Consider the following 24,581-nt stretch of genomic DNA (forward strand, 5'->3'; position numbering starts at 1 on the left):
GGAATCGGAGACTAGCTAGCATTGGCGGTTCGCTTGGGCGTCATACATAAGATGGCCGAATCGGACTGAGTGCCGGGCATGTTATAGGTTTCTAAACAGCGCAAGTCTATGCCTCTCAGCAGCCCGCGATGCCTAGCTTCGGCGCGTTCCTCGGTCCAGCGAGGCCCTTTGATGGCCAACAGCCGATCGAACTGCAACCATTGCCCATCCAGCCATTGCAGTAGGCGGCTGATACTGCCGGTTGCTCGAGTAATCAAGGCGTGAAAACGTAGGTCTTCCAAGACGGTTTGCACATTCTGGTGATAGACCGCGACAGGCAACTCTAAAGCCTGGACGATCTCCTGAACGATGCGCGCCTTCTTGAGGGTGCTATCGCACAGGCTGACATTCAAGTCTGGGCGCAGAATCGCCAGCACTACGCCGGGTACTCCCCCGCCAGTACCAACATCCAATACCTCATGCCCCTCCGGCAAGTGGCTTGCCAACCGGACCGTATCCAGCAGGTCGCGTCGGGCAAACAGCTGGAACGTGGTATGGCGTGTCAGGTTGACTTGTTCGTTCCAGGCCCACAGTCGGCGACAGTACTCGGCCAGCGGCTCAATGGCTGCGTCGGGAACGCTGATGTCCAGTTCGCGGATGGCCGCTTCTAATTCGCTGTTTTGCACCGGATGTATTTTCCAATCAGTTGGGAAAGGACGGCGATCACGCCAGACAAGTCATCGTGAGGCGCCAGGCCAATAAGAAGGCATTCGTTACCCCTGCCCACCGACCGTGGAAGCCCTGTTCGCCGACCGTCTGGCAACGTTAGCCGCCAATCGGTTCAGGCGCCTCAAACCGCACAATTTAACGATTGTTCCAAAAATTCAAACGGCCTCGGACGGATATCGCTCCCTCAAGTAGCGGGTAAACCGTGGGCCTGGACTCACTATCTTTCACATATTGGTCGTATTTTTTCGGTCACCTATCGATTTGTGAACTAGGTTTCACATTGGGCGGCAATGTTTTGCCTGATGCTCCACGAGAACTCCCAAATGTCGATTCAACAGCAAGAGCCAGTTCGGGCCGTTGGCCCATACAAGTCCCTGCGCGGCGTATGTCGCGACATGTTTCGACGTGGTGCCGCCACGATCGAAACCGCCGTGACGCTACCAGTGTTGGTGTTGCTGGTGTTTGGTTCGATCGAAATTGCCAACGGGGTGTTTTTGAAGCAGACTTTGACGGTAGCAGCTTACGAGGGGGCTCGTGTGGCAACGCGGCCAGGTGCCACTCGAGCTCAAGCCCGACAGAGAGTTCAAGAGATACTGGCCGCCCGCAATGTCAATAATCGTACCATCACGATTTCGCCTGCAGTAGATGCTAACACCAGCCGTGGGACGCGCGTTACCGTAACGGTCAGTTCCAACGGCAGTAGCCAGTCGTTTAATCCGCTGGGATTATTTATGCAACGAACTCTGACAAAGTCGGCCATCATGGTTCGGCTGTAAGCACTCGGCTCCCGACAGATTTTTCCGTGAGATGCCTTAACCCAACAACCGATTCAACTTGCCAGCAACGAGAGGAGCATCCATGAGATCCCTAAATAAACCGAACCCTAAACCAGTGGATTGGTCAGGCAACAAGAAAGGGCAACGCTGCGGCGCCGCAGCGATTCTAGTTGTCAGCATGATGGTTGTCTTCGTGTTGACGGCTGCAATCACTGTCGACTACGCCCACATGCAACTCGTCCGCTCTGAACTACGCTTGGCAACCGACGCAGCCGCCAAAGCTGGCGCCGAAGCGCTCTCGCGAACCCAAAGCACATCACAAGCCACCAATCAGGCGATTGAATATGCGTCGCTGAATCCGGTAGCAAACAGGCAGGTACAGGTGACTCCCCAAGATGTGATTTTTGGGCGAGTGACCCAAGGGCAAGCCGGTCGTTGGCAGTTTCAGGCTGGTGCGACTCCCTTTAATTCCGTGCGCGTCAACTCCAGACTCGATTCGCCGCTGTTCTTCGGACGATTATTGGGAACTCAGTCGTTCTCACCACAAGAGTCTGCGGTGGCAGGACAAAAGCAATTAGAAGTCTGCTTGTGCCTGGATCGCTCCGGTTCAATGTTATTCGATATGTCCGGAGTCGATTATGCCTATCCGCCGAATAATCCTCGCTTAAGCAACTTCACGTCGTGGGGAACAATCTGGCAGAACCACCTGTCGCCACCGCATCCAACCGCCAGCCGCTGGGCGGTCTTGGAGCGTGCCGTTCAGAGTTTTTACACTGAACTAAACAACATAAGTAGTCCGCCGTACTCATGCTTGGTAACCTGGGGTTCCAACTACACGATGCCGATTGCTCCCGCGACCGTTTTTCCAGCAGCTCGCACGGATGTTGAGTTACCACGCGAAAGCAATTTCATAGCACAACGCCAAACGATCTCCAACGCTATCTCCCAGTTAGGTACTCAGCCGATGATGGGAGCGACGAATCTGTCGGCCGGGCTTGACCTGGCCGTAGCCAGGATTACTGGTCCACAAGCGCGGCCCACGTCCGATAAAGTTGTGCTCCTATTAACAGATGGTGAATGGAACGAAGGTCGGTCGCCTGTATTGGCGGCTCAGGATGCGCGCGCCCGCGGGGTCACAGTGTATGTGGTTTCGATGTTAACCGGCTTCCAACCCGTACTGCAGCAGGTTGCGCAAATCACTGGAGGGCAGCATTATACAACCAGTAACGAAGCCCAGCTTCACCAAGCGTTTCGCGATATCGCCAGCAGCCTGCAAGTCGTGTTGGTCGAGTAGTCGGGGCAACACGATTCGGTCGTACACCTGAAAGTCCCAAAATGAGTGGTCGCATCCAATCGAAACAGAATTCTCGGCCGGTAGCCAACGCCGATCGACGTGGGGCCACCACAGTTGAATTTGCGCTCGTCGTGCCACTCATTCTGACTCTCTTTCTGGGGGCCGTCGAAATCACACGATTAAATTTCTTGCGTCACACGGCCGCCAACGCTGCGTACGAAGGCGCCCGTGCTGCGATCGTACCTGGCGGCACGGTGCAAGAGGCCGTGACAGCAGCCACCAATATCCTGACGATGGTTGGGGCAGGACAAGGTGTCAATGTAAACGCTGTACTCAATGCAACTAGCGTCCAGGTGACCGTCACGGTCCCGGTCAATAGAAACAGTTGGGGAGTCGGACGCTTCAGCAATGGATTTAATATCGTCCAAGCTTGCATTCTACAGCGCGAGATCAATTAACCCAGCCAGCCAAGCACACAGTCGGTATCTGACAGATCGACGATTTTCTTCATTGACATGCAGGCCGTGCAGTTGCAGTAGACTGTTGACAATGCCTAAATCCGGAAGATCGTGATACACCACGGGGTGCACCTCTTACAGACTAAATTCGGCGCGCAGGGCTGTCAGCAGGGCTTGCCCCCCTGCCCCGCCCCAACGCACCAGGTTTTCGTCAATGTCATACAGCAGTACCAGTTCTGGATTTGTAATAACGGATGATCTCGCGCGAGACTGTCCCGTGTACTGATGGATGCTGGCTTCAGCGGTGCCGATGTCAATTCAGGATTTGCAGCTCAATCTTGCGAAACTCCGTCGGATGGCTCTCGGCCTGAATGGCGATGAAGCCTTCGCTCAGTTGCAACTCGCCGCCACGAGCCTCAATTAACCTCTGGCTATGCGCATCGCGACCGTCCAGTTGCGGCTGGTAGTACTCCAACACCACTTCGCCTTCCATCAGATGGCGAATCACTTTATTGCCGCGAACCTCGACTTCCACCGTGACCCATTGGTCACCATGGTAGGTCTGTGAAGTCGAATTGGTGCAGTGAGGCAGAAACAGTTTATCTTTGTAAATTACGTTCGTCCCCGGTGTGCATAGGTTGGCCGTCGAGCGCGGACGCTGGCCATCGCCTCCCAACAATTGCACCTCGATCGACGCCGGAAAATCTTGATCGACGCCCATCAACTTGGGGTCTTCGCAGTGCAACATCAACCCGTTGTTACGGACCGCCCAATTCGGCCCGCCTGGGCACTGCTGGCCCACAAACCGGTACTCGACACGTAGCCGATAACTCGAATACGATTGATGATAGAACAAGTGTCCGAACCGCTCGCCATAAGTCGGGTAAGCCTGTGGATCGTAGACTACCTTGAGAACGCCATCTTCCACTTGGAACGTATTGCCATAGTTTTCCCCCAGTGGGCTATAGCGGACCTTGGGTATCCAGCCGGCTAGGTCTTTGCCGTTGAAGAGCTGAATCCACGCGGACGGCTTTGGCTCTGAAACGGCACCAGCCGTCTCGCCAGTCGCCGAGGCCACCGCCACAAGCTCCGACGCCATGATTTGCCCGAAGTTTGACCCAATAAGGCAACTTAACAACACAACAGTCGATGAGGCAACTTTGACACTTATTGGCCGGAACATTATCTGGGTTTCCTATTCACGTCAGAAGGGGTGGTTAAGCTGGCAAAATTGAATGGTACTCGGCAATTTTGTACCTTCTAGCTCTTACGTGGGTTATCACGATCCCAAGCGTGGGGAAATTTACAAATCGCCACTGACAGTCTACGTTGACCTAATAACGCAATTGCGTGTAAATATAACGGCTGGTCGCGGCAATTGATATCGCCCAGTCCGAAGGGATTCTTACGCATGAAATACAGTCAGCATTTTTTTTGCTTAGCGTCGTTTGTGTTATTGCTGACTGCGGCTACTACCGGCTGGACGCAGTCGGATATTGCGTTGCCTGGATTGCCATCCCTCTCAGACCGTATGCGGGCGCTGCCCAGCAGCCAGCCGAAAGTCACATTTGAAGCCAGCTATCAACTGGACGAATCCGGCCCAAATGGCCACATCCAGTTGACCGCCAAGATCGCTCCCAAGCATCATATCTATTCGACGACACAGGCAGCTGGTGGACCCAAGCCTACGAAAATCACCCTCCTGTCAGACAACACCGAACTTGCCGGTCCGTTTGTGTCTGATCACCAGCCCACGGTTTCACGCAGTCCTTATTTCGAGGTCGATATCCAAGAGTTTCACGACTCTGTCCAGTGGACCGCGCCACTTCGCGTTTCGTCAGCTACAGGTTCCAGACCAGTTGACCTAGAGCTGGAGGTTAGTGGCCAAGTCTGTTTGGCAGACGGCAATTGCCAGCCGTTTTCTCAAAGAATTTCGGCCACCTTTGCGGGATACCAGACAAGTGCCCCCGTTTCGTACGAATTGCGGTTGCCCAATACCCACGCGCAGTGGACCGCCACGATCCAGCCGGCTCGATTGTCGCCTGGTCAGTCTGCCACGCTAACGATTCAAGCGGCAACCGATCCAGGCTACCATGTCTACAAATTTCAGCCCGGCGACACGGATACCAACAATCGAACATTGATCGTGGCTAGCCAAAAAGCCGGGCTTCTGTTTGGTGCTCCCCTCTCGCAGCAGAAGGTTATCAGCCTGGATCTGGGCTTGGATCGCCCGTTTGAGTACTACGATGGGCAGGTAACTTGGACTATTCCAATCGGCGTACCCCTGTCCGCCGAGCTAGGTCAGCGAAAAATCGAACTACTTGTGGGTTTCAATACCTGCGATGACAAAAGTTGCGATCCGCCAGCCGGCCTGCGAATCACTGGGTCTATCGACGTTACCGATCAAGCCAGTGGCCAGCAGCAACAGCTCGCTCTGAGCGCTGCAACCTGGGATGAGGTAGCTCGCCATCCGAATCTAGCCAACTGGATCGATCAATCCGCCACCAAGCTGACCATTGCTCAGCGACTTGGGGGATCCGGACTGCAATTGTGGATGATCGGTGCCGCGCTGTTGGGGGGCTTCATTCTGAATTTTATGCCGTGCGTGCTGCCGGTGGTGGGACTGAAGTTGATGGGATTTGTCAATCAATCGGGAAACAGTCACGCACGCGTTATTTCGCTGAATCTGTCGTTTGTCGCAGGCATTCTTTCGGTCATGTTCTTGTTGGCGATTCTAAATATCGCGGCCAAGTTGGCCGGTCATGCGTTTGGCTGGGGCGAACAGTTCACGAATATTTACTTCCAAGTTGGACTAACGATCTTGCTGTTCGCTATGGCGCTAAGTTTCTTGGGCGTCTGGGAGATACCGATTCCCGGCTTCGCGACCAGCAGTAAGTCCGGTCAATTGATGCAGAAGGAGGGGTTGTCAGGTGCATTTTACAAAGGTGTGCTGACGACTGTCCTAGCGACGCCTTGCTCCGGTCCATTTTTGGGGACGTTATTTGGTCTTACGCTAACCCTATCTGGCTGGTCGATCGTGGCGCTGTTCATGTTGGTCGGCATTGGTCTGGGCTCACCGTACTTGGCGCTGTGTCTATGGCCGGACTTCGTAAAACTGTTGCCCAAGCCAGGGGCCTGGATGGAGACGCTCAAAGAGGTGCTGGCCTTTCCTTTACTGTTGTCCGTCGTTTACTTCATTTCGGTGATTGATCCCGATTACAGAATCGCGACACTCGGGCTGCTGATGGTCGTCTGGTTCGCGTGTTGGCTGATCGGCAGAATTCCCGCGTTTGCTGAGCGCAAGCAAATTTTCACCGGATGGTTGAGCGGATTAGCGGCCTGCGTACTGGCAGGCTTTGTGAGCTTCAACTATTTTGGACCAGCCAAACATCATCTGCCCTGGATGGAATACTCCGAGTCCGCCTTGGCTGAGAATCGCGCGGCGGGGAAAGTGGTCATGGTCGAATTCACAGCCCGCTGGTGTTTGACCTGCCAGTACAACATGCGCGCCGCCATCGACCGGCCGGCAGTGGCGGAACTGGTCAAACAAAACAATGTCGTCACGTTGCTGGCCGATTGGTCATCGCCCTCGCCTGCGATCGAAAGCAAGCTCCGCGAATTGGATAGTAATTCCATACCCCTTCTGGCTATCTACCCCGCTGATCCGGCTGCCGAGCCGATCATTTTGCGAGATGTCATAACTCAGTCGCAGTTGCTGGACGCCCTCCAACAAGCCGGTCCCAGTCAATCCGCCACTCATCTAACGGCCAAATCGCAATTCGACTAACTGGGCCGCATTCAATCGGCCGGCGATCTGAATTCACGCCTTTTCAGGTTTTTGACAGCGTCGTGGGATTCGAACAGAAACGCCCAAAAAGTTTGAAATGTCTTGCCGGCCCTCTTGCTTCTGACGACCGCCATGATTACCAAGATTGAAACTGCCAGCAATTGATGGTGGTCTCGGCTTGAACTTTGATGGCTGAAATCCAGTTTAAGAGGGACGATGATTATGAGCATTCGCACCTGTTATTGGTTCACTTTGTTTGGCTTTGCCATCACAGTCGCTTCAACACAAATTGCGCACGCCCAATCTCGCACGATTGAGGCCTCAGTTCTAAACCTCCTCAATTCGAATAACACAAATCTGGTTGGACAATGGACTCCAGCCCCGGCAAACGCAGTCTTGGGTGGAGGTCCGAATAACTCACAAGCTCAGGCGACTCAGTCGTCGTTCATTTTACTGTCAGGGCCAAGCGGTTTTACCGCTTTTGGCGCAGGTTCGGCGAGGGCATTTACCGGAACAGCTACCCCATTTGCTCCGGCAGCTGCGCAATCGAATCTCAGTTTTGATATCAATCCAACTTCAATAACTCAAGTTGCCTACACCTATGAGCTGGGTATTGCCCCCAGCCCTGCCGGTTATGTCCAATACAAGTCTGAATTTCAAATCGGCAGTTTTTACGTTGCCCAAACTACACCAGGCACGACCGGACCTCAAAGTGGCTTACTAACCTTAACTCCAGGTGCTTATACCGTTGGGGTGAACGCCTTGGTGGTTTCGGAGCCTAACTCACCTACCACACTGGCATCTGCTGGACAAGCAGTGTGGGACTTGACTGTTCAGGAGTGGAGTGGCACGACGCAGAACACAGCCTTCCAACCAACGGTAATTTCTCCGGGGGTTTTCCAATTTCAAGGTTTACCTGGCCAGCGTTGGTTCGATCCGATTGCCACCTCGGGTTTTGAATTTACCATGGATTCTCCCAGTACCTACTTTACCCAGGCAGGAATGCCCACTGGTTTGGGGGACAGTAACAATAATTACTTGTTGAGCTACATGGATGGGGTAAATCCCATAGATGTGTGGCTGGCTCCTGGGGCGCTGCACAATTTCCCAGGAGGCATTGCCAGCTTCAAGGTGACGGACATTTTCCCCACCGTGGATGCTGAAAATCCGCTAGCGTTTCCCATCTGGTTGGATTTCAGTGAAGCCACTGCTGACTTCACGATGTCTGCAATCCCAGAACCAGCCTCGCTTGCACTGGTCGGTTTCGGCATTGCCCTGGCTGGTCTCAGACGTCGTCGGTCCTCATTGTAAAGGGTGTCTCATCAATGTCAGACCATGCCGGCTGAGCTGTTTGTTGCAGTGTGACCGGTTGGAATCGGATGAGTAACCGTTGGACGCTGACGAGCTGTTAGTTCAGACCGATTGTTTGGGCACTGGCTTCATCGGCTCGGTGCCTAGTTTAACGCACGCCGCGATAGACCAGGGCGGGTGGTAAATTTCGCCATACAGTGCGGCTCTTGGTGACTGTTGTAAAATTCTTCTTAAGCAGTTTCGAGAAGCGAATGCCGGCTGGTAAACCTAGCCCCTGTAGGTAAGCAAAAGTCGCGAAGCGGCCACCGGGCCTAAGCATGCGAAACATGGCTTCAAAAATGTCGTTCTGAAGTGATGTACTGAAGCTGGCCCATGGCAGCCCACTGACGACGGCATCTAAATGCGGGATGCCCCGCTCATGGCACAACCGCTGGACGTCCGTCACGCATCCGTGGACGATGTCGGCGGTAGGACAGCGCCGCTGCGACAACGCGACAAACTTGGGGCTGCGTTCAATCGCAAAGAACTTTGCGTCTGGCCGTAGGCGATCGACTATCAGCTGTGTCGCCACACCTGTGCCAGGTCCAAATTCTACGACGTACTGAACTTCGTTCCAATCAAACGAATCGACAAGCATCTTGCACAGTCGCTGGCTACTGGGGGCCACCGCGCCAACCTGCGCGGGACGTCGTATGAAGGTATTGAGAAACATGATCTGTTCTCGAAGTTTGGACATTATGGCTCCTAATTAGGTAGGCCGCAATCGACCGCTGAATTTGGAATGCGGCATCGGGGGAGAGTTGATCAGCGGCGGTGGTGTTTTGTCGGGGGATTGATTCGTACATCGTACACCGTCTGGCGACGGTAGCTACGCCCGCCACAACGTGGATTCCGGCTAGCTTCCACCGTCTGACGACGATAGCCACGGAAGTGCAAGCCATAAAGCTGATTGTATCCGATGATTTGTATTCGTTCTATTGCCGATGCTATTGGTCAGAATCTTCTTCGGGGTCTTCGTAATCGGGATGTAACGGATCGGAGGGATCAAAAAAGAAGTCTCCCAGGCCCAGTGGCAGCGAGCTACCTCCCAAATCCCGCCGTTTCCGCTCCGCCAACGTGTTCAAATCGAGGGCATCATCGCCTAAGCAGTACAACAGCGCCTCCCGCCAGGCCGCGTCTTTGTTGACAGGGTGCCCCTCCTGTTGGGCCAATCGCTTAATGGCATACCGCAATAAATTCAGGCCGTCGCGCGCCGAAAAATCGAGTTTCAATTGATGCGCTTGCTGCAAGAAATCCACCGTCAGTGCCAGCATCTCCGGCTCGGCAAACGGCAAATGGTAGTGCAGAATTGACAATTCATCTTGCCGATTGGGAAAGCCCAGCGGCAACGTGGGCTGCAGCCGGCTTAGGATGTAATCTGGAATCTCGTATGTCGAATCGTCTTGATTCATGGTCACCGCGCAGCGAAAATCCTGGTGAGCCTGAATGACAATGCCCGCCACGATAGACTCGACGTACCGCCGTTGGTCTAGCAGCGGTGCCAGGCTCGCCCATGATTTCTCATTCATGCGGTTGCCTTCATCCAGGATGCAGACCGCCCCCCGAAGCATGGCGGTTACCAGTGGCGACGCGTGATAGGCAATTTTGCCGCTTTCTCCCAAAACCGGTGTAACCAGCAGGTCTTCGGGTCGAGTGTCGGCGGTGCACTGGAAAACGTACAGCTCTTGCCCCCGCAATCCGGCTGCGGCCATCGCTAAGGCCGTCTTGCCGATGCCCGGCACGCCAACCAATCGCGGTGCCAGCGGCAAATCTTGGTCATCAACGACCAGCCAACACGCCAGCAACTGCTGCAAGACTTCACCTTGGCCGATCCATTTGGAACGATTCTCCAGCGGTGCGGCCAAGCGTAGCTGAACTCCCTGAATCTCGACAATCTGTTGGCTCATGCCGCCTCGCTCTTGACACTGTGTGATCGCTGCAATTGAAACAGGGGGCTTTTCGATTTGTCCCCTAAGAGAACAATCTAACCCCGACCAACCCGAAGCGCCAACCCGCCCAACCAGCAGGTGGCCGGTAAGGTGCACCACAGGAATTAGGCCAATTCGTTGTTGTATTCATGTAAACAGATTGACATGAACGATCACTCATTTTCATTATTCGCAGTATAGGTCGCCAAGTGTGACACTTCAGTTCTTACCCATTGATCCATTTTTGCCAGAACTTGGCCGCACGCTCAGCGATCACAATTGTCTGATCGTCCAGGCACCTCCGGGCTCAGGCAAGACAACGCGCGTTGCACCGCTGTTACTGGAACTAACTGCGACGCCTGGTTGTATCGCCCTCATCCAGCCGCGTCGCATCGCGGCTCGTGCCGCTGCCGCACGCATTGCTGCCGAACGCGGAGGCTCGCTTGGAAAAATGGTTGGTTATCAAGTGCGTTTCGATTCGCAATGCGGGCCAGACACTCGGTTGATCTCGATGACACCGGGCATTTTGCTACGGAGATTGCAATCTGATCCGACACTGGATCGTTTCTCGGCGATCGTGTTGGACGAATTCCACGAGCGTTCCGTCGAAATGGATTTGCTATTGGGCATCCTGCGGCGGCTGCAAGTGGACCTGCGGCCCGAGTTGCGTATCGTAGTCATGTCGGCCACTTTGAATGCACAGGAAATTGCTAATTATTTAGGGCATCCGCCGCAGGCCGACATTCCGACGCAATGTTATCCAGTTCACATCCGGTATCAACGATTTGAACCACCAGCGCGCACCAGTATTACTCGAAAAATCGTTCAGACGGCCAGCCAGGCGATCCTGCAAGCCAGCCAGTCAACCGACGGGGACATGCTGGTGTTCTTGCCTGGCGTTGGCGAAATCATGCAAGTCAAGCGAGACCTGGAGCCTCAGGCCGAGCGCAGCGGTTGGGACTTGTTGACATTGTATGGCGATCTACCCCCCGAGTACCAAGATCAAGTTCTGCAACCGGGTTCGCGTCGGCGAGTTATTCTATCCACCAATGTTGCTGAGACGTCTCTGACGATCGACGGCATTCGTGTGGTCGTCGATAGCGGCTGGGCGCGCGTCAAGCGGTTCGATCCCGCCTCGGGGCTGGATGCGTTGCAACTGGAACCAATTTCACAGGCATCAGCCGATCAGCGCGCCGGTCGTGCCGGTCGTACCGCACCCGGTGTGTGCTTTCGACTGTGGGATGAAATCACAGGTCGTAGTCGGTCCGTACAATTGCCACCTGAAATCCTGCGAACTGACCTCACCGGACCGGTACTGCAGTTGCTCGGTTGGGGCGAATCACCCGAACATTTCAACTGGCTAACGGCCCCCAGTCCGTCGGCAGTAGAGCAGGCGCGCGGTGTACTCCAGCAAATTGGCGCAGTTGCTGGTGACAAAGTTACAGCATTGGGGCGGCTGTTGCTGAAGTTCCCATTGCAGCCACGACTGGCCAGATTGCTGGTCGAATCACACCGCCTAGGTGTACCGGCATCAGGCTGTATGGCGGCAGCCCTGCTGGGTGAACGAGACTTGTTTCTCAAACCCCAAGACCCATCCGCCCGCGCGGGACGTGGTGGACGCACTCCTCCCACAACGACCGCCCGCCAGTGGAGTTGTGATGTTACCCAACGTGTTTTGGCTTGGCAGCGTTACCAGCAGGATCATCAAAGCGAAACTGTGTTTGGAACGGTCAATCACCAAGCCGCCCGCAATTTGGCTAGCGTCAGTCGGCAATACCTGCAGATCGTCGAACAAGAACTGGGACCTCAGGAAGAAGAGCGGCTGGACGATCAACTGCAGCGAGCACTGTTAGAAGCATTCCCGGACCGCTTGGCCCGCCGCCGTAGCCCCAGCTCTCACAAAGGGTTAATGGTTGGAGGCAAGGGAGTCCAGTTGGACAGTGCGTCTGGCGTACGCGATGACTTGTTTTTGTGCCTGGATGCCGACGGTGGTGGTACAGAGGCTAAGGTGCGTTGGGCCAGCGGGATCGACAGCCTGTGGTTAACCGCCCCTGGCCTACGTGAGGGCGATGAGCGGTTCTTCAATCCAACCACGCGATCCGTAGTGACTCGCCGCTGCCGATACTGGCACGACCTAGTCCTGGACGAGCAACCTGCCGCGACGCCACTGGATCGTCAGACCGCTGAGCTGCTTGCGCGCGAGGCTGCCGCACAGTTTGATCGATTGCTTCCAGCCAAAGACAAGCAACTGCACAGTCTGCTCGATCGCCTGCGCTGGTTGTCGGCAGCCATGCCCGATGCCGATCTGCCTCAGTTCGACATCCCTTCATTGGCTGGGATGCTAGTAGATTGGTGTGTGGGGCTACGGTCACTGGCGGAGGTCCAACAATTGCCCTGGAATCGCTTGATCGACAGTTTGTTGTCCACGTCACAGCGGCGACTACTGGATCAACACGCGCCACCGTCGATCCGGCTGCCTGCGGGGCGAGAGCAAATGTTGCAATACGAGCCAGGTAAGTCGCCGGTGCTGGCAGCGCGGATTCAAGAACTGTTTGGATGGAGCGAAACGCCCAAATTAGCCGGCGGTCGCGTGCCGCTGACGCTACATCTCCTGGCACCCAACGGTCGTTGCCAACAGATTACAAATGATTTAGCCAGCTTTTGGAAAAACACCTACCCCGTGGTGCGCAAGGAGCTGCGCGGTCGCTATCCCAAGCATGACTGGCCAGAAGACCCGCTGCATGATCGGTGAGCGTTGTTATTTGCCCTCGGCAAAGCAGTACAAGTGCTCGTGGCTGCGAATCAAAAGTCGCTGACCGCTGATCGCTGGCGTAGCATCAACAGGTTCCCCTAGTTCAACCCGATGAACTTCGTCGTACCGCGGGCCATGCTTCAAAACCACGATCATCCCGCCACGACCAACTGCATAAACATGGCCGCCAGCGGTTACCAGCGAAGCGTACATCTGATCAACACCAGGCAGACGTTGTTGGTCAATTACAGTTTCGCCGTTGGCAACATTGACCGCCGAAAGAATGCCCGAGTTGCCTTTAACCAAGTAGACAGTATCGTCCACCAGCGTAGGGCTAGCGATATAGGGAGCTGAATCGGATCGCTTCCAGGTAACTCGATCCGAATCGGTTACGTCGCCCGCAGCGTTCAGCGCTATCGCTTGAATCGAGAATCCGCGGTGGCCTGTCATGCAGATCGTGGTGTCCTTCCAAATCAGGGGCGTTGGAATCGGATTGGTGGTCTGTCCGCCGCACTGCCACAGAAGTTCGCCCGACTTCAAATCGTAAGAGCGAATGGTCGTACCATTGGCTATTACCTGTACGCGGCCAAATCGCTCGATAATTCTGGGTGTCGACCAACTAGTCAGTTCATTGCGATCTTGTCGCCATAAATCTTCGCCAGTTCGCGCATTGACGGCTAAAATATACGAATTTTGCTCTTGATCCCACGGAATCACCAACACGTCGCCATGAACGGCTACCGATGCGCCTTCGCCGAATTGATTACGAGTCGTCATCTGTCCCAGGTCCTTGTTCCAGATAACATTGCCATCCAAGTCTAAGCACCACACACCTTGGCTGCCAAAATTGCACCATAGATAACGACCGTCGGTAACCACAGATGCCGACGCATAAGTGTTGGAACGATGGCCGCCTTCGTGTGGCGTCGCCCTACAAACCGTTTGGTTCCACACCGTCTTGCCATCACTTAAGTCCATGCATAAGACGTTGAAACTAAACTCTGCGGTTGGCTTGGGATTGTTCATGCCTGCCAAGCCGCGACGCCTGCCTGCGGATTGTTCATCGGACTGGTTAGCCGATGGCGACGCATCTTGCGGTTGGTTTTCAATAGCAGTCATCAGATAGATCCGACCATTCCACACGATGGGACTACTGTGGCCACGTCCCGGAACAGGTACTTTCCATTGCAGGTTTTGTTCGGGGCCGAATTTTAGGGGAGGATTTGCCGACGCAGGCGCGACACCATTTCCATCCGGGCCACGAAAGGTGGGCCAGTTCTCAGAGGCACCGACAGCCGCTGTCCCCATCCATGTTGTCAGCATCCCGCACCACAACGCCCAATGACCAGCTCGCATATCACACCTCAACTTTGCACAAGTCCTCGCGACGTCCTCAAGCCGTCCATCATAACGCATCGCATCGAGGCAGCAATCAGGTACAGTGGTGGCTAGGCTGGTCGAAAGCTGTGCTACGAAGGTGGCTGGGATGGCCAGAGCATCGTTGAGCTAGATATTAGTCGCAATCTACCGCCTTCAGGCGACACTTGCTACGGATACCATCGCCCGGCGACTTTAGCTACCAGTACTCAACCAGTCGGCGCCAAAGCAGATGATGTATCATGAACGCCAGTATCAGGCAGGCTGTCCACGGTATTCGCCGCAAGTGTTGGCGACCAAGCGGAAGCAGCAAGGCGCGCATGGCACAGGTTAACAGTGTAATTGCAATTACCGCCTGCCAGCCCAGCCCCAGGCCAACTAGCACCAGTGCCATGGTCAACTGGCCGGTCTGGCCCGCAGTAACAGCTAACAGCACTCCCACTGCAGCTCCAATGCCGCCACCGATCAGGCTTACCGCAAGCGCCCCCTGCCATTCCGGTGGCTGCCCGCCAGATTCTGAACTATCCGATAGTGGAAAGCTGATTGGAATCGGCGTGAGACTTGGGTCAAGCGCTGGTGGGACAATCAACAAGAGCGCCATGATACACAGCGCCAACCAGCCGGCGCGCTGGCCATCGACGTCCATCAGTATCAAAGCCAACAGGCACGACACCAGCAAACAGTGAAATCCATACAGCGCAATCAGCTGCCAGTGCGGTGCGAAGATGATCCATTCGATGCCGGTGCGCAACGGGACGTCGTAAAACGGGATGTTCGCTCCTCCGCTGGTCAACTGAAAGAGAAACAGGACGAAAAATATGCCCGCCGTAAGACCTTCAACAAGTGGATAACGCGGTGAAATTGCCATCCGACAGTCGCGGCAACGTCCACCCAGTAGCAACCAGCCAAGCACCGGAATGTTATCGCGGGCTCTAATGTGCGACTTGCAAGACGGACACTGCGACGGCTGAAAGACCAAGGATAAGCCACGCGGCAGTCGGTAAGCTACCACGTTTAGGAAGCTCCCGATGGAAGCTCCAAATGTTAGAAACCACAAACCTGTGAGCCACTGCATGACGAGCTGTTGAGCAGCTTCTGCTAGGGGGGGGGCGATCGTGTATATGTTGAGCCCTGTTGCGGTGGGGCTCAGCCACTGCGCAGTCCACGGTGAAACGAGCCAGATGACAAACAGTAAGCCGGCCATCGCCCACACGAGAACTTTTCTTTGGGGGGCAGAGGACTGGGTAGCCGCATCGTTCCCCTGTTCGGCAGTACTACCATTTGAGGATTCGGAACATTGCTCAGAATGCGGCTGGCTTGGAAGCAGTTGCGAATCACCGTTGGCCGAGACGCTTGCCAACGGAATGTCTGGCCGACCCGTGGGGGGGGGGAGGTCGCTCATGGTCGTCGCGGTAGCCTGCGTCTCAAGAGCTAATGAGTGGGTTTCGGAAGCGGTTTGGGAGCCGTCATTAGTACGGTAACTGCACCAGCGATCACTATCGCTAAGCACGCCCAGAACAGCGGCTGAACCAGATGCCAGGTTCCCTTTTCGCTTAAAGAGATAAAGGTGTTGACGACGGGAGCAAAGCCGAACACCAGTGGCATTACATAATGCGGCTTGCCGCCGGCATTGAAGGCCAAGATGACTCCCAGCGCGCCTACAGCTCCGGCAATTCCCGCCAAGACCGACCAGCTCATGCCTAACATCGTCCAACTACCGGTATCAGCGGCGCGACCGTAGATCAACACCATCGGAGCGATGACGGCGATGAGAAAATAGGCGATGCCCACGCAGATAAACGGGCGCAGGCGACTGCCGGACATCTTGGCTTGACCCAGATGCAGCATCGGGCCATATGATCCCCAGCAGACGGCGGCCATGATGATTGACATGATAATGCGCGGCAGATCCCGCGGATTGGACTTCTCGTTGCTACCGTCGTCAGACGTTGGACTGTCTGACTGAGTGTCAGCTGTTTCTGGAACAGGGGTCTCTTGATCGGTGGTGGTTTGCTTCGCCGCTGCACTTGCGGCCGGCGCACGAAAGGTCAGCACGCCAACAGCCCCCAAAGCAACTGCCAGAATACCCATCAGAAAGACGGGGCGAATCTGTTTGAAGGTACCGCCTAGCAGTGTGCTAACCAGCGTATTGACGACGGGAGCAAAGCCGAACACCACGGGCATCACAAATACCGTTTCACCGCCATAGCCCAGCGCCAAAATAATCCCCAGCGCCCCCAGCGCGCCTACCGCTCCGGCAACCAGCGAAAACAGTCCGCCGCCCACGGTCCACCTGCCGGGTTCGGCACCCATTCGGAGTATTCCGAGCGGAATGATGACGGCCACCAAAAAATATGCCAAGCCTACACCCACGAAGGCACGAAGCGAGTCATGTTGTAGTCCTTCGGACCCGTGATGTAGCGTCGGTCCATAAGCACCCCAGGCGACAAAGGTCATCGCCGTAAACAGCAATACCAGCGGCAGGCCTTTCATCAGTTACTCGCTCAATGAGGGTTCAAGTTGCGTGGCAGGCGCTACATTGGCACCCGTCGCGCTCGTCAAGTGTTGCAATGCGTTTTGGTCTAATTGTCCAGCGACGATCGGCTGTCGCCAATGAGTCATCATCATTAGTGAATTGATCCCTGATCCAATTCCAAGTAATGCCACGTTGCTGTCAGTGTCAACAAAGCCACTGTGCAATGCCATCGCCAACGCCGTAGGCAACGCCACTGAGCCGGTATTACCCAACCAATGGAAGGTGCTGTAGTCGCGATCGCTGGGCAGACCTAGCTGCTGAAGCATCAGGCGACGGTGTGTCGAGCCGACTTGATGGCAGACGCTGAAGTCGATGCCATCGGGTGACCAACCAGTGCTGCATAAGTCGGCAAAGGCACGACGACCGACGTCGATACCGGCTTGCAGCAACTGTTCACTGTCGGTGTGCATCAGTGGCTGCATGCCCTGGCCAGCCTGATCGGTGTCGCTCTGGCACAGTCCATGATGTTGAGTTTCAGCCCGGATCACGCAGTCGCTCAATAAGTTGCCTGTCTGGCTGAGGTCCCGATCAACCAGCAGCATGGCACAGCTACCTGATCCAATCGTCAGGGATGCAAACGAGGGTTTGATCGACTGGCGAGTCAGCGACTGATCTGCATTTAGCGCGGCGATCGTGGATTCAACCAACCCAGAGCCACTCTCGGTTCCGACTACGATCCCGGCGCGAATCATACCTTGCTCGATCATCGTAGCGACTTGCACCATACCACTCAGCAAACCCAGGCACGCGTTTGACAGATCGTAGACCCAGCAATTGGCTGGTAGGTCTAGCCCAGCGTGTACGCGACACGCAGTAGCGGGTTCCAAATAGTCGCGACATACGCTGGCGTGAATCAAACAGCCAATCTGCTCTGGCAGTACATCGGCGGCTTCAAGCGCCAGTCGAGCGCTATTGATGCTCGGCCCGCTGATTGGCGTACCGTCCGGCCAGAAGCGACGCTCGGAAATGCCGCTCATCAATTCCAAGCGACCCTCAGACAGCTTCAAACGCTGATAAGCTGGAGCCAATCTGCGCTCAATCTCCGCTGACGTGACGATTTCCGAAGGCAAGGTAAAGCCAATCGACTCCACGGCAACACGCTGGAATTTCACTTTGTTGACATCTCCTGAATTGATTCAACTTCTCGTAAAGTAGCTACCGTGGCCCGGCGCTGTGTGGTCTGTAGTTGCCGTCACTCTGGCGGTGGTGGATTGAAACTGATATCCAGCACGACCAAGCTCTGGCGAGCTTAGCTACGACTCTCTGGCGAGAGCGGTGATAAGTGTTGCAATGCTAGCACAGTTGATTGAGTGGCGCTGGGTGTGATGCACTAAATGTGGTGTGGTACTGGAAAAACGTTTCAGGCAGGGTAGGCTGCAGTCAGTTCAGCAAGGGCTGCTGAATGGGCAGGAATTGGCTCTTCACCGAAAGAGCAAACTTCGCAGGGAATTTGCGAGAACAACTTTGATGTCGCTTCCAACGCAGCGCTCAATCAGGCGTCGGCTTGCAGCCAGCAAGTCATCAGCAACTAGTGTCGCAGATTGCGCGCTAAAGACAAGCTCAATCCGACAGTCAACGGTTCTGTGGACCGTTGGTTTGGACGGGATGATTGCTTGGCAAGTCTTAACCGACGCTGAGTCAGCCGGTCCCAGCAAGTTTCAGTCGAAGTGTCTTTCCGCCACTCTTCGTACCGCTACTTGATCTGAATAGGAGTTTCAGATGACCCGACCAATTATTGGTATTAATTCTGATTACCGATCGGCTACACACAATCAGGCCGCGTTTTCCTACATAGCGGCAGGTTATTTTGACGCCATCGCTAAGGCCGGTGGACTGCCGATTGTCGTGCCGCCAGCGTTGGACGACGAAGCAATTGAACAGCTAGTGGAACACCTGGATGGATTCATGTTGATCGGTGGTGCCGATCTCGATCCACGTAACGACGGTTTTATGTTGCATCACACCACCAAGCCGATGGAATCTCGCCGCGAGCGATTTGACCGGCGATTGGCCACGCAAATTGCCGAACGTCGCGTGCCGGTCTTGGCAATAGGCGCGGGCATGCAGTTGCTGAACTGTGTGTGTGGCGGGAATTTGTTCTTGCATATCCCGGAAGACATTCCGGGAGCACTGCCGCATCGCGATGCTCAAGATACTCAGCATCGCCACTCACTGGTCATTCAATCTGACTCGCTGATCGGTCGCGTTTACGGAGAAGGCGAAATCCGCGTTACCAGTCGCCACCACATGGCCATCGATCAGTTGGCCGCTGGCTTCCGCGTAACGGCTCGCTGCCAAGATGGTGTGATCGAGGCCATCGAAAGCGAAATGATCGACTGGTTCGCAGTGGGGACTCAATTCCATCCCGAATGCACGGAAGCCAGTGCGCTGGACGTACGCATCTTCGAAGAATTCATCGAAGCTATCGTCGAGCGCAAGTCACCTGTCGGCTGCTTGCAATTGGAAACCTCGGCCGCGTAGAGTGCAACCAGTTAGCGGAGCGGTAGCTGCGCTCGCCAGAGCCTGGAGACGCCTGCTATCCACCTTTGGGCGCAGGTGGCTACGTTAAATACAAGTCATATGGTCACGGTGAACGCAACAGCTGTTGGATTTGCAGTGCCAGTTGTGGCGGTGTAGTTTCAAAGGCCGCGCGAAAATCGAATTGGCGGTCGCCTTCGGCATAGGCATGGAAGCCTCGTTGCCGTTGGCGATCGACCAGTTCAAGATACTTCTGCGGCAATCGCTCGATCAAATAGTAGTTCAGCGCCCAGCTGAGTGCATAAGCGATTTGAGGGTCGGACTGAAACATTTGATCGCTGGCAATCAAGCTTTCCAGTCCGGCTGCCAAAGCGTCTGTATCGTGCAATAGATGCTTGATATGGCTGTATTTCTCAGGGTGCACACGATCTTTGGGCGATGGTTGCCCCAAGCTGACTTCGTACACGGCAGGCACTTCAAACAGCGTAGCCAAGCCTTCTACGAACCACAGTGGGTGAGCGAACAATCGTTCGTGCAGGCCGGTGTTATAGGCCAGTTGATGAATCGCTTCGTGCACGATGGTCGCCTCAGTGACTTCCCAGTTGGTTGGGGAGTTGCCGATGCTGATGTTGTACAGCAGGCAGCGGTTGGTACGCGGTACATACATGCCGACCAAATTGTCATTGATCACTCGGCCACCGACCTCCTGTGATCCCCAGCGAACAAATTCCTGCCGGGTAGGCAGGACAATGACTACCAGCGGAAAGTCCGGGGCTCGCAGCGGCCAGCCCCGGACTTCAAAGAAGCGCTGATAGCCAGCCAGTAGACTGCGGAACCGCGTTTCCCAACGCCGCGCTTGGTTCTGCGGTGCTCCGATGACATACGGTCCAGCGACCAGTGTTTCAAAGCTGGGGCCCAGCTCAGCTTGCAGCGCCAGCTTGGCTTGCTGTGATGACTGCGGCTGAAAGACTTCTCCCAGTAGTTGATGCTGGTCGATCTCGGCCTGTTCAAACAATTCGATTCTGCCGCTTGTCTGCAACAGTGCCGCGTCGTGGCGTCCCCAATGTATTGGCAGGCCCACGAAGCGTCCCTTCGCGCTGTCCACCTGAAGGTTGCGCGGCGGTTGCGCCCAACCAATCATGCCGTTGGACGTCGCAAAAATGGCCAACGCCAATAGCAGGCCGCGCTGGTAGGAAACATTCATGTTTCTCATGAAGCTATCGCATGGAGTGATGGAATTGCGCCCCACCAAAATCTAGTACGGTTGGCGCGCACGGTCCTATCGCGACAAAAGTTGTTACTATAAAGGAGTTGGAACCGGAGGATGATTAAGCAGATTATGCGGATTGTTTGAGCTTACTATGAAACCGTCCAAGGCAATTCTGGTTATGGCCACTAAGTGGCAACAGCGTTCCGCTTCCCTAGGCAATGCGGCCCGCCGTGCACTTCAATGCGTTTGTGGACTGCTGCTGTATATGAACTTTCTGGCAACTGCCGCAGGACAACAAGCGGGGCAGCCCGCTAGCGCGGTTCCGGATACCAAGGTGCAATCTAATCCTCTGTCCCCTGCCACAGGTCAGTCATCTACACCTGTCGCCGGTGAAACGGTGACTTATGGCCAGTTGCGTGAGCTGTTGCGCGATCTCGAGAGTCGCGAGTTGAAATTACGGGATCAAGCTGAGGTGCAGATCATTGCCCTGGGGGCACCCGCGCTGCAGTTCCTGCCAGCAATCACGGCCCAGATGTCGGGCGAAATGAAGCAGCGGTTGCACAGGATTCGCCAGGCATTGCAACAACTGGATATTCACAATTATTTTCAGGCCAGCACGGTTACGCTGGCTGGCAATCTTGAGTTGTCGAAAGTTCTGGAGCAGATGCAGCAGCAGACGGGAAATCAGATTCACACATCGCCAGGCGATGTGGCCTCACCGCAGTTGTTGATCGAAGTGAATTGGGATCGAGTACCGTTTTGGAAAGCCATTCAAGATGTGATGGACCAAACTTTCATGGGACTGGGGCCTCATCATTCTAGCGATCGCCAGGTCCTGCTAGTGCCCGAACAGGGACCGACGCTGATCGAGCCGCATTTCTTTGGTCCCTATCGACTGGATGTGCAGAGCGTGCACACGGAACGGTTCTTCGCGTCGTCGATTGATGGACAGATGCGAGTCAGTTTGATGTTGTCGTGGGAGCCCCGCCTGGAACCACTGTTCATGCGCGTTCCGATGCAGGATGTTCGTGCCTGGGTGCGGAGCGAGGCTGACTCAGGCTCCACAGTCAAGCAGCAGGAGAATGACGCTCAGCCCAACACGCTGTTGCTGGCCACTAACCCTGATGCAGCTCCCGAAATTCGTTTGAATTTGGGTGGGTGCAGTGCCCAGTTCGATTTGCAGTTTCAGCTCCCCGATCGACAAGCCCAACAACTAGTGCGACTGACTGGGCAGTTGTTGGTTTCTGTGCCCGGAGGACGGCACGCGTACGAATTCCAGAAGCTCGCTTCTGGCGGTCGCCAGTCACAGAAGTATGGTGATCTGTCGGTCACGCTGGAAGCCTTTCGGCGCAACGGTCCGGTGCACGAAGCCAGACTGTTTGTCGAGCTGGGCAATCCCCAGGATTCCTTAGAGTCGTATCGCAACTGGATACTTGATAGTCGTCCGCATCTCCTGGATGCCCAGGGCAAACGCTTAGAAAACGTCGGCTTTCAGACCTATAGTGCTACCGGTCGCGGCGTGGGTATCGCCTACCTGTTTCAATTGCAGGACGATCCTGACAATTGCAGGCTGATCTACGAGTCCCCATCGTCGATCAAACAGCAGACCATCGAGTATCAGCTACAGCACATTCCGCTTCCGTGAGCTGCTCAGTAGAATTGCGCCGCCGGTTTTCGTAGCCACGGTTGCCAGACCGTGGGGGTTTTTGACGCGAGATTCTGCATCCACGCTCTGGCGAGCATAGCTACCCGTACACCTTAGCTACCCAACACTTGGTGTCCTATCCGACTCGCGTTGCTGCATTACATCGTCGCACTCCTACAGAGCCTACACCATCGTGATTATCGATACGCATGCACACCTTACTAACCCGCAGCTTATGCGTGATATCGACGGCTATTTGCAGCAGGCTCACCAAGCCCAGGTGCAGGGTATTTTGTGTGTTGGAACGACGCTGGAGGACTCTCGTCGCTGCGTCGACTTAGCCCGAAACTATCAGCAACTGCGCGCTGCGGTGGGGATTCACCCGAACAACTGCCATCAAGCCGAGTCTGGCGACTGGCGCATGATCGTTGAGTTGTGTGGTGATCCGCGAGTCGTCGCGTTGGGCGAGACGGGACTGGATCGCTACTGGGATGACTGTCCCTGGGAAGTCCAGCTCGACTATTTTGGTCGCCACATCGAACTATCGCGACAGACCGGATTGCCCTTGGTGATTCATACACGGGACTGTGGGGATGAGGCGCTGCAGATACTGCGCGAGGCCGCTCAGCACGGATCATTCACCGGCGTGATGCACTCGTTCAGCGGTTCGTGGGAGGTGGCCAAGGGCTGTTTGGAACTGGGGTTATACATTTCTTTTGCCGGCATGATAACCTTCAAGAATGCCGGTCCACTCGGCCAGGTGGCTCGGCAAATACCCGACGATCGGATACTCGTCGAAACCGACAGCCCTTATCTCACGCCGCATCCGTATCGAGGCCAGCGCCCCAATCATCCCGCGCTGGTCACACACACGCTGTTAAGCCTGGCCGAGCTACGAGGCGTCTCCCCTGCACTGTTAGCCGAGCAGACCACTGGCAACGCTCACCGCTTATTTAATCGCTGGTCAAAGTAGGATTACGGTAGCCAACCTGTCCTGCACACTCCTAGTAGCAAAAATTACATCGACCTTACTCGTTCCGCCGCCCAAAGCCTCAAAATTCTCAGTCCTAGCTTGGCAAATCACTGGACTGGAACGCGCAGGTCTGCGACAATAGACACGTGGGGACACGTCTAGGAAAGTACGTCAAAACGGATCGAACTGCTCATCATCACCACTAGTTCAGGGGAACCCCATGCGCACCGCACCACAGCGAAACGCCTTTACGCTGGTTGAATTGCTCGTCGTTATCGCCATCATCGGCGTCCTGGTGGGTCTGTTGCTACCAGCAGTTAACGCTGCCCGCGAAGCGTCCCGCCGCACCTCGTGTTCGAATAACATTCGGCAGATTGCAATGGCGGCGATTAACTACGAAACAACCAAGAAAAAACTGGTGCCATACCAAGATGACTTTGGGCCTTCAAGCGCACCCAAACGTGGCTCTTGGGCGGTGTCGCTCCTAGGAGGTATCGAGCAGCAGCCTATACGTGATGAATGGGACGACGGTGCGATCCAACCCGGCAATAATGACCGGCTACGTCCGAATATTCCGCTCTTTCAATGTCCGTCAGACAATGACAACAATGATGAATCGTACGCGCGTAATAGCTATGCAATAAACGTTGGTCACTTGTGGGAACTAATGGACATTATGAATAGGCTTCCCATGTTGGACTACGTCGATGATTCAGTTGCCAACTGGAAACATCTCAACACGGTCAATGCTACTCAGATTGATAACTCAATTTCATATAACCACGCGAAGGGATCGGAAGGATTTCAAAGTAAGGGATTGCAAAGCGGGGGAATAAAGGACGGCAACTCCAATACTCTGTGGTTTGCTGAAAACTTGCAAGCCGATAGTTGGGGATACAGCGCGAGTGATGATTCAGTTCGCTATCGTCTTGGGGTTGGCTGGGTGTATGCTTTGGGAAGCGTGCCAGATTCAGATCTTCAAGGATCAACAGTGGTAACAATTCCCAAATTGACGGAGGTTCCAGTTGCTCCATCACACGCAGATGCCGCCAAACTCAATGCTTTGCCTATCAATGGCAACAAGTTGACAATTGCCAAGGGTGAGTTGTTCGCCGCAAGGCCTTCGTCGAGCCACGCTGGTGGCGTGGTGGTAGTGGTAATGGCAGATGGCTCGGTTCGTGTACTGTCAGAGGGCTTGGAGTATCACGTCTATCAGGCTCTGCTAACGCCGAACACTCGCAAGAGCGATGTTCCATACAACCGCTATCTGCTCAAGGCAGACGACTACGAGTAGATCAGTTCAGCTTTC

General features: G+C 55.0%; 19 protein-coding genes. 10 read left to right on the forward strand and 9 right to left on the reverse strand.

Going from position 1 to position 24,581, the window contains the following annotated elements; genetic code table 11:
- Positions 1-11 precede the first annotated feature (11 nt).
- The gene (gene rsmG, locus KF752_06620) at positions 12-665 is read right to left on the reverse strand and encodes a 16S rRNA (guanine(527)-N(7))-methyltransferase RsmG (protein ID MBX3421214.1); all 654 of its coding nucleotides are present in this window, start codon (positions 663-665) and stop codon (positions 12-14) included.
- Between the two features lie 345 nt (positions 666-1,010).
- On the opposite strand from rsmG, the gene KF752_06625 reads away from it, so the two are divergent.
- The 3 genes from KF752_06625 (at position 1,011) to KF752_06635 (ending at position 3,236) form a co-directional block, all read left to right on the forward strand.
- Entirely contained in the window at positions 1,011-1,484 is a 474-nt protein-coding gene (locus KF752_06625; protein ID MBX3421215.1) for a pilus assembly protein, read from the forward strand.
- Between the two features lie 82 nt (positions 1,485-1,566).
- Complete coding sequence (locus tag KF752_06630) at positions 1,567-2,778, forward strand: VWA domain-containing protein (protein MBX3421216.1); 1,212 nt, start codon at positions 1,567-1,569, stop codon at positions 2,776-2,778.
- Between the two features lie 41 nt (positions 2,779-2,819).
- Positions 2,820-3,236 (forward strand): pilus assembly protein, encoded by a 417-nt coding sequence (locus KF752_06635; protein MBX3421217.1) that lies wholly within the window; start codon positions 2,820-2,822, stop codon positions 3,234-3,236.
- Positions 3,237-3,549: 313 nt separating this feature from the next.
- Here KF752_06635 and KF752_06640 read toward each other — a convergent pair whose 3' ends face one another.
- Positions 3,550-4,335 (reverse strand): DUF1080 domain-containing protein, encoded by a 786-nt coding sequence (locus tag KF752_06640; protein MBX3421218.1) that lies wholly within the window; start codon positions 4,333-4,335, stop codon positions 3,550-3,552.
- Between the two features lie 312 nt (positions 4,336-4,647).
- Here KF752_06640 and KF752_06645 point away from each other — a divergent pair, with 312 nt between their 5' ends.
- Together KF752_06645 and KF752_06650 are read left to right on the forward strand one after the other, a co-directional pair.
- Positions 4,648-7,023: a thioredoxin family protein gene (locus tag KF752_06645; protein ID MBX3421219.1), complete on the forward strand. Its 2,376-nt coding sequence runs from the start codon at positions 4,648-4,650 to the stop codon at positions 7,021-7,023.
- A 222-nt stretch (positions 7,024-7,245) separates the two neighbouring features.
- Positions 7,246-8,334, forward strand: a complete 1,089-nt coding sequence (locus KF752_06650) for a PEP-CTERM sorting domain-containing protein (GenBank protein MBX3421220.1) — start codon at positions 7,246-7,248, stop codon at positions 8,332-8,334.
- A gap of 148 nt (positions 8,335-8,482) precedes the next feature.
- Here the strand turns inward: KF752_06650 and KF752_06655 are convergent, their stop codons facing one another.
- Positions 8,483-9,070, reverse strand: a complete 588-nt coding sequence (locus KF752_06655) for a methyltransferase domain-containing protein (protein ID MBX3421221.1) — start codon at positions 9,068-9,070, stop codon at positions 8,483-8,485.
- 250 nt (positions 9,071-9,320) lie between these two features.
- Entirely contained in the window at positions 9,321-10,280 is a 960-nt protein-coding gene (locus tag KF752_06660) for an AAA family ATPase (protein ID MBX3421222.1), read from the reverse strand.
- A 232-nt stretch (positions 10,281-10,512) separates the two neighbouring features.
- Here KF752_06660 and hrpB point away from each other — a divergent pair, with 232 nt between their 5' ends.
- Positions 10,513-13,053, forward strand: coding sequence for an ATP-dependent helicase HrpB (gene hrpB, locus KF752_06665; protein MBX3421223.1), 2,541 nt, complete (start codon positions 10,513-10,515; stop codon positions 13,051-13,053).
- 6 nt (positions 13,054-13,059) lie between these two features.
- Here the strand turns inward: hrpB and KF752_06670 are convergent, their stop codons facing one another.
- The 4 genes from KF752_06670 to KF752_06685 all read right to left on the reverse strand — a co-directional run bounded on the left by KF752_06670 (position 13,060) and on the right by KF752_06685 (position 18,078).
- Complete coding sequence (locus KF752_06670) at positions 13,060-14,409, reverse strand: PQQ-binding-like beta-propeller repeat protein (protein ID MBX3421224.1); 1,350 nt, start codon at positions 14,407-14,409, stop codon at positions 13,060-13,062.
- A gap of 220 nt (positions 14,410-14,629) precedes the next feature.
- Positions 14,630-15,505, reverse strand: a complete 876-nt coding sequence (locus tag KF752_06675; GenBank protein MBX3421225.1) for a prepilin peptidase — start codon at positions 15,503-15,505, stop codon at positions 14,630-14,632.
- A gap of 356 nt (positions 15,506-15,861) precedes the next feature.
- Positions 15,862-16,923: a hypothetical protein gene (locus tag KF752_06680; protein MBX3421226.1), complete on the reverse strand. Its 1,062-nt coding sequence runs from the start codon at positions 16,921-16,923 to the stop codon at positions 15,862-15,864.
- Between the two features lie 3 nt (positions 16,924-16,926).
- A complete protein-coding gene (locus KF752_06685) occupies positions 16,927-18,078 on the reverse strand; it encodes a 3-oxoacyl-ACP synthase III (protein ID MBX3421227.1) in 1,152 nt (383 codons plus the stop codon).
- Between the two features lie 607 nt (positions 18,079-18,685).
- Here KF752_06685 and KF752_06690 point away from each other — a divergent pair.
- Positions 18,686-19,447: a gamma-glutamyl-gamma-aminobutyrate hydrolase family protein gene (locus KF752_06690; protein MBX3421228.1), complete on the forward strand. Its 762-nt coding sequence runs from the start codon at positions 18,686-18,688 to the stop codon at positions 19,445-19,447.
- 103 nt (positions 19,448-19,550) lie between these two features.
- Here the strand turns inward: KF752_06690 and KF752_06695 are convergent, their stop codons facing one another.
- Positions 19,551-20,648 (reverse strand): DUF1570 domain-containing protein, encoded by a 1,098-nt coding sequence (locus KF752_06695; protein MBX3421229.1) that lies wholly within the window; start codon positions 20,646-20,648, stop codon positions 19,551-19,553.
- Between the two features lie 157 nt (positions 20,649-20,805).
- Between KF752_06695 and KF752_06700 the strand changes: the two genes are divergently transcribed.
- The 3 genes from KF752_06700 to KF752_06710 all read left to right on the forward strand — a co-directional run bounded on the left by KF752_06700 (position 20,806) and on the right by KF752_06710 (position 24,566).
- Positions 20,806-22,299, forward strand: coding sequence for a hypothetical protein (locus KF752_06700; protein MBX3421230.1), 1,494 nt, complete (start codon positions 20,806-20,808; stop codon positions 22,297-22,299).
- Positions 22,300-22,489: 190 nt separating this feature from the next.
- The gene (locus KF752_06705; protein MBX3421231.1) at positions 22,490-23,272 is read left to right on the forward strand and encodes a TatD family hydrolase; all 783 of its coding nucleotides are present in this window, start codon (positions 22,490-22,492) and stop codon (positions 23,270-23,272) included.
- A 262-nt stretch (positions 23,273-23,534) separates the two neighbouring features.
- A complete protein-coding gene (locus KF752_06710; protein MBX3421232.1) occupies positions 23,535-24,566 on the forward strand; it encodes a DUF1559 domain-containing protein in 1,032 nt (343 codons plus the stop codon).
- Positions 24,567-24,581 lie beyond the last annotated feature (15 nt).

It is taken from the genome of Pirellulaceae bacterium (genome assembly GCA_019636385.1).
Lineage (GTDB): Bacteria > Planctomycetota > Planctomycetia > Pirellulales > Pirellulaceae > Aureliella.

Coding starts and splice junctions, on each gene's coding strand:
- KF752_06655 (MBX3421221.1), bottom strand. CDS start 9,070: ATGTCCAAACTTCGAGAACAGATCATGTTTCTCAATACCTTCATACGA.
- KF752_06695 (MBX3421229.1), bottom strand. CDS start 20,648: ATGAATGTTTCCTACCAGCGCGGCCTGCTATTGGCGTTGGCCATTTTT.
- KF752_06680 (MBX3421226.1), bottom strand. CDS start 16,923: ATGAAAGGCCTGCCGCTGGTATTGCTGTTTACGGCGATGACCTTTGTC.
- KF752_06660 (MBX3421222.1), bottom strand. CDS start 10,280: ATGAGCCAACAGATTGTCGAGATTCAGGGAGTTCAGCTACGCTTGGCC.
- KF752_06700 (MBX3421230.1), top strand. CDS start 20,806: ATGAAACCGTCCAAGGCAATTCTGGTTATGGCCACTAAGTGGCAACAG.
- KF752_06645 (MBX3421219.1), top strand. CDS start 4,648: ATGAAATACAGTCAGCATTTTTTTTGCTTAGCGTCGTTTGTGTTATTG.
- KF752_06670 (MBX3421224.1), bottom strand. CDS start 14,409: ATGCGAGCTGGTCATTGGGCGTTGTGGTGCGGGATGCTGACAACATGG.
- KF752_06625 (MBX3421215.1), top strand. CDS start 1,011: ATGCTCCACGAGAACTCCCAAATGTCGATTCAACAGCAAGAGCCAGTT.
- KF752_06690 (MBX3421228.1), top strand. CDS start 18,686: ATGACCCGACCAATTATTGGTATTAATTCTGATTACCGATCGGCTACA.
- KF752_06640 (MBX3421218.1), bottom strand. CDS start 4,335: ATGGCGTCGGAGCTTGTGGCGGTGGCCTCGGCGACTGGCGAGACGGCT.
- KF752_06650 (MBX3421220.1), top strand. CDS start 7,246: ATGAGCATTCGCACCTGTTATTGGTTCACTTTGTTTGGCTTTGCCATC.
- KF752_06630 (MBX3421216.1), top strand. CDS start 1,567: ATGAGATCCCTAAATAAACCGAACCCTAAACCAGTGGATTGGTCAGGC.
- KF752_06675 (MBX3421225.1), bottom strand. CDS start 15,505: ATGCAGTGGCTCACAGGTTTGTGGTTTCTAACATTTGGAGCTTCCATC.
- KF752_06635 (MBX3421217.1), top strand. CDS start 2,820: ATGAGTGGTCGCATCCAATCGAAACAGAATTCTCGGCCGGTAGCCAAC.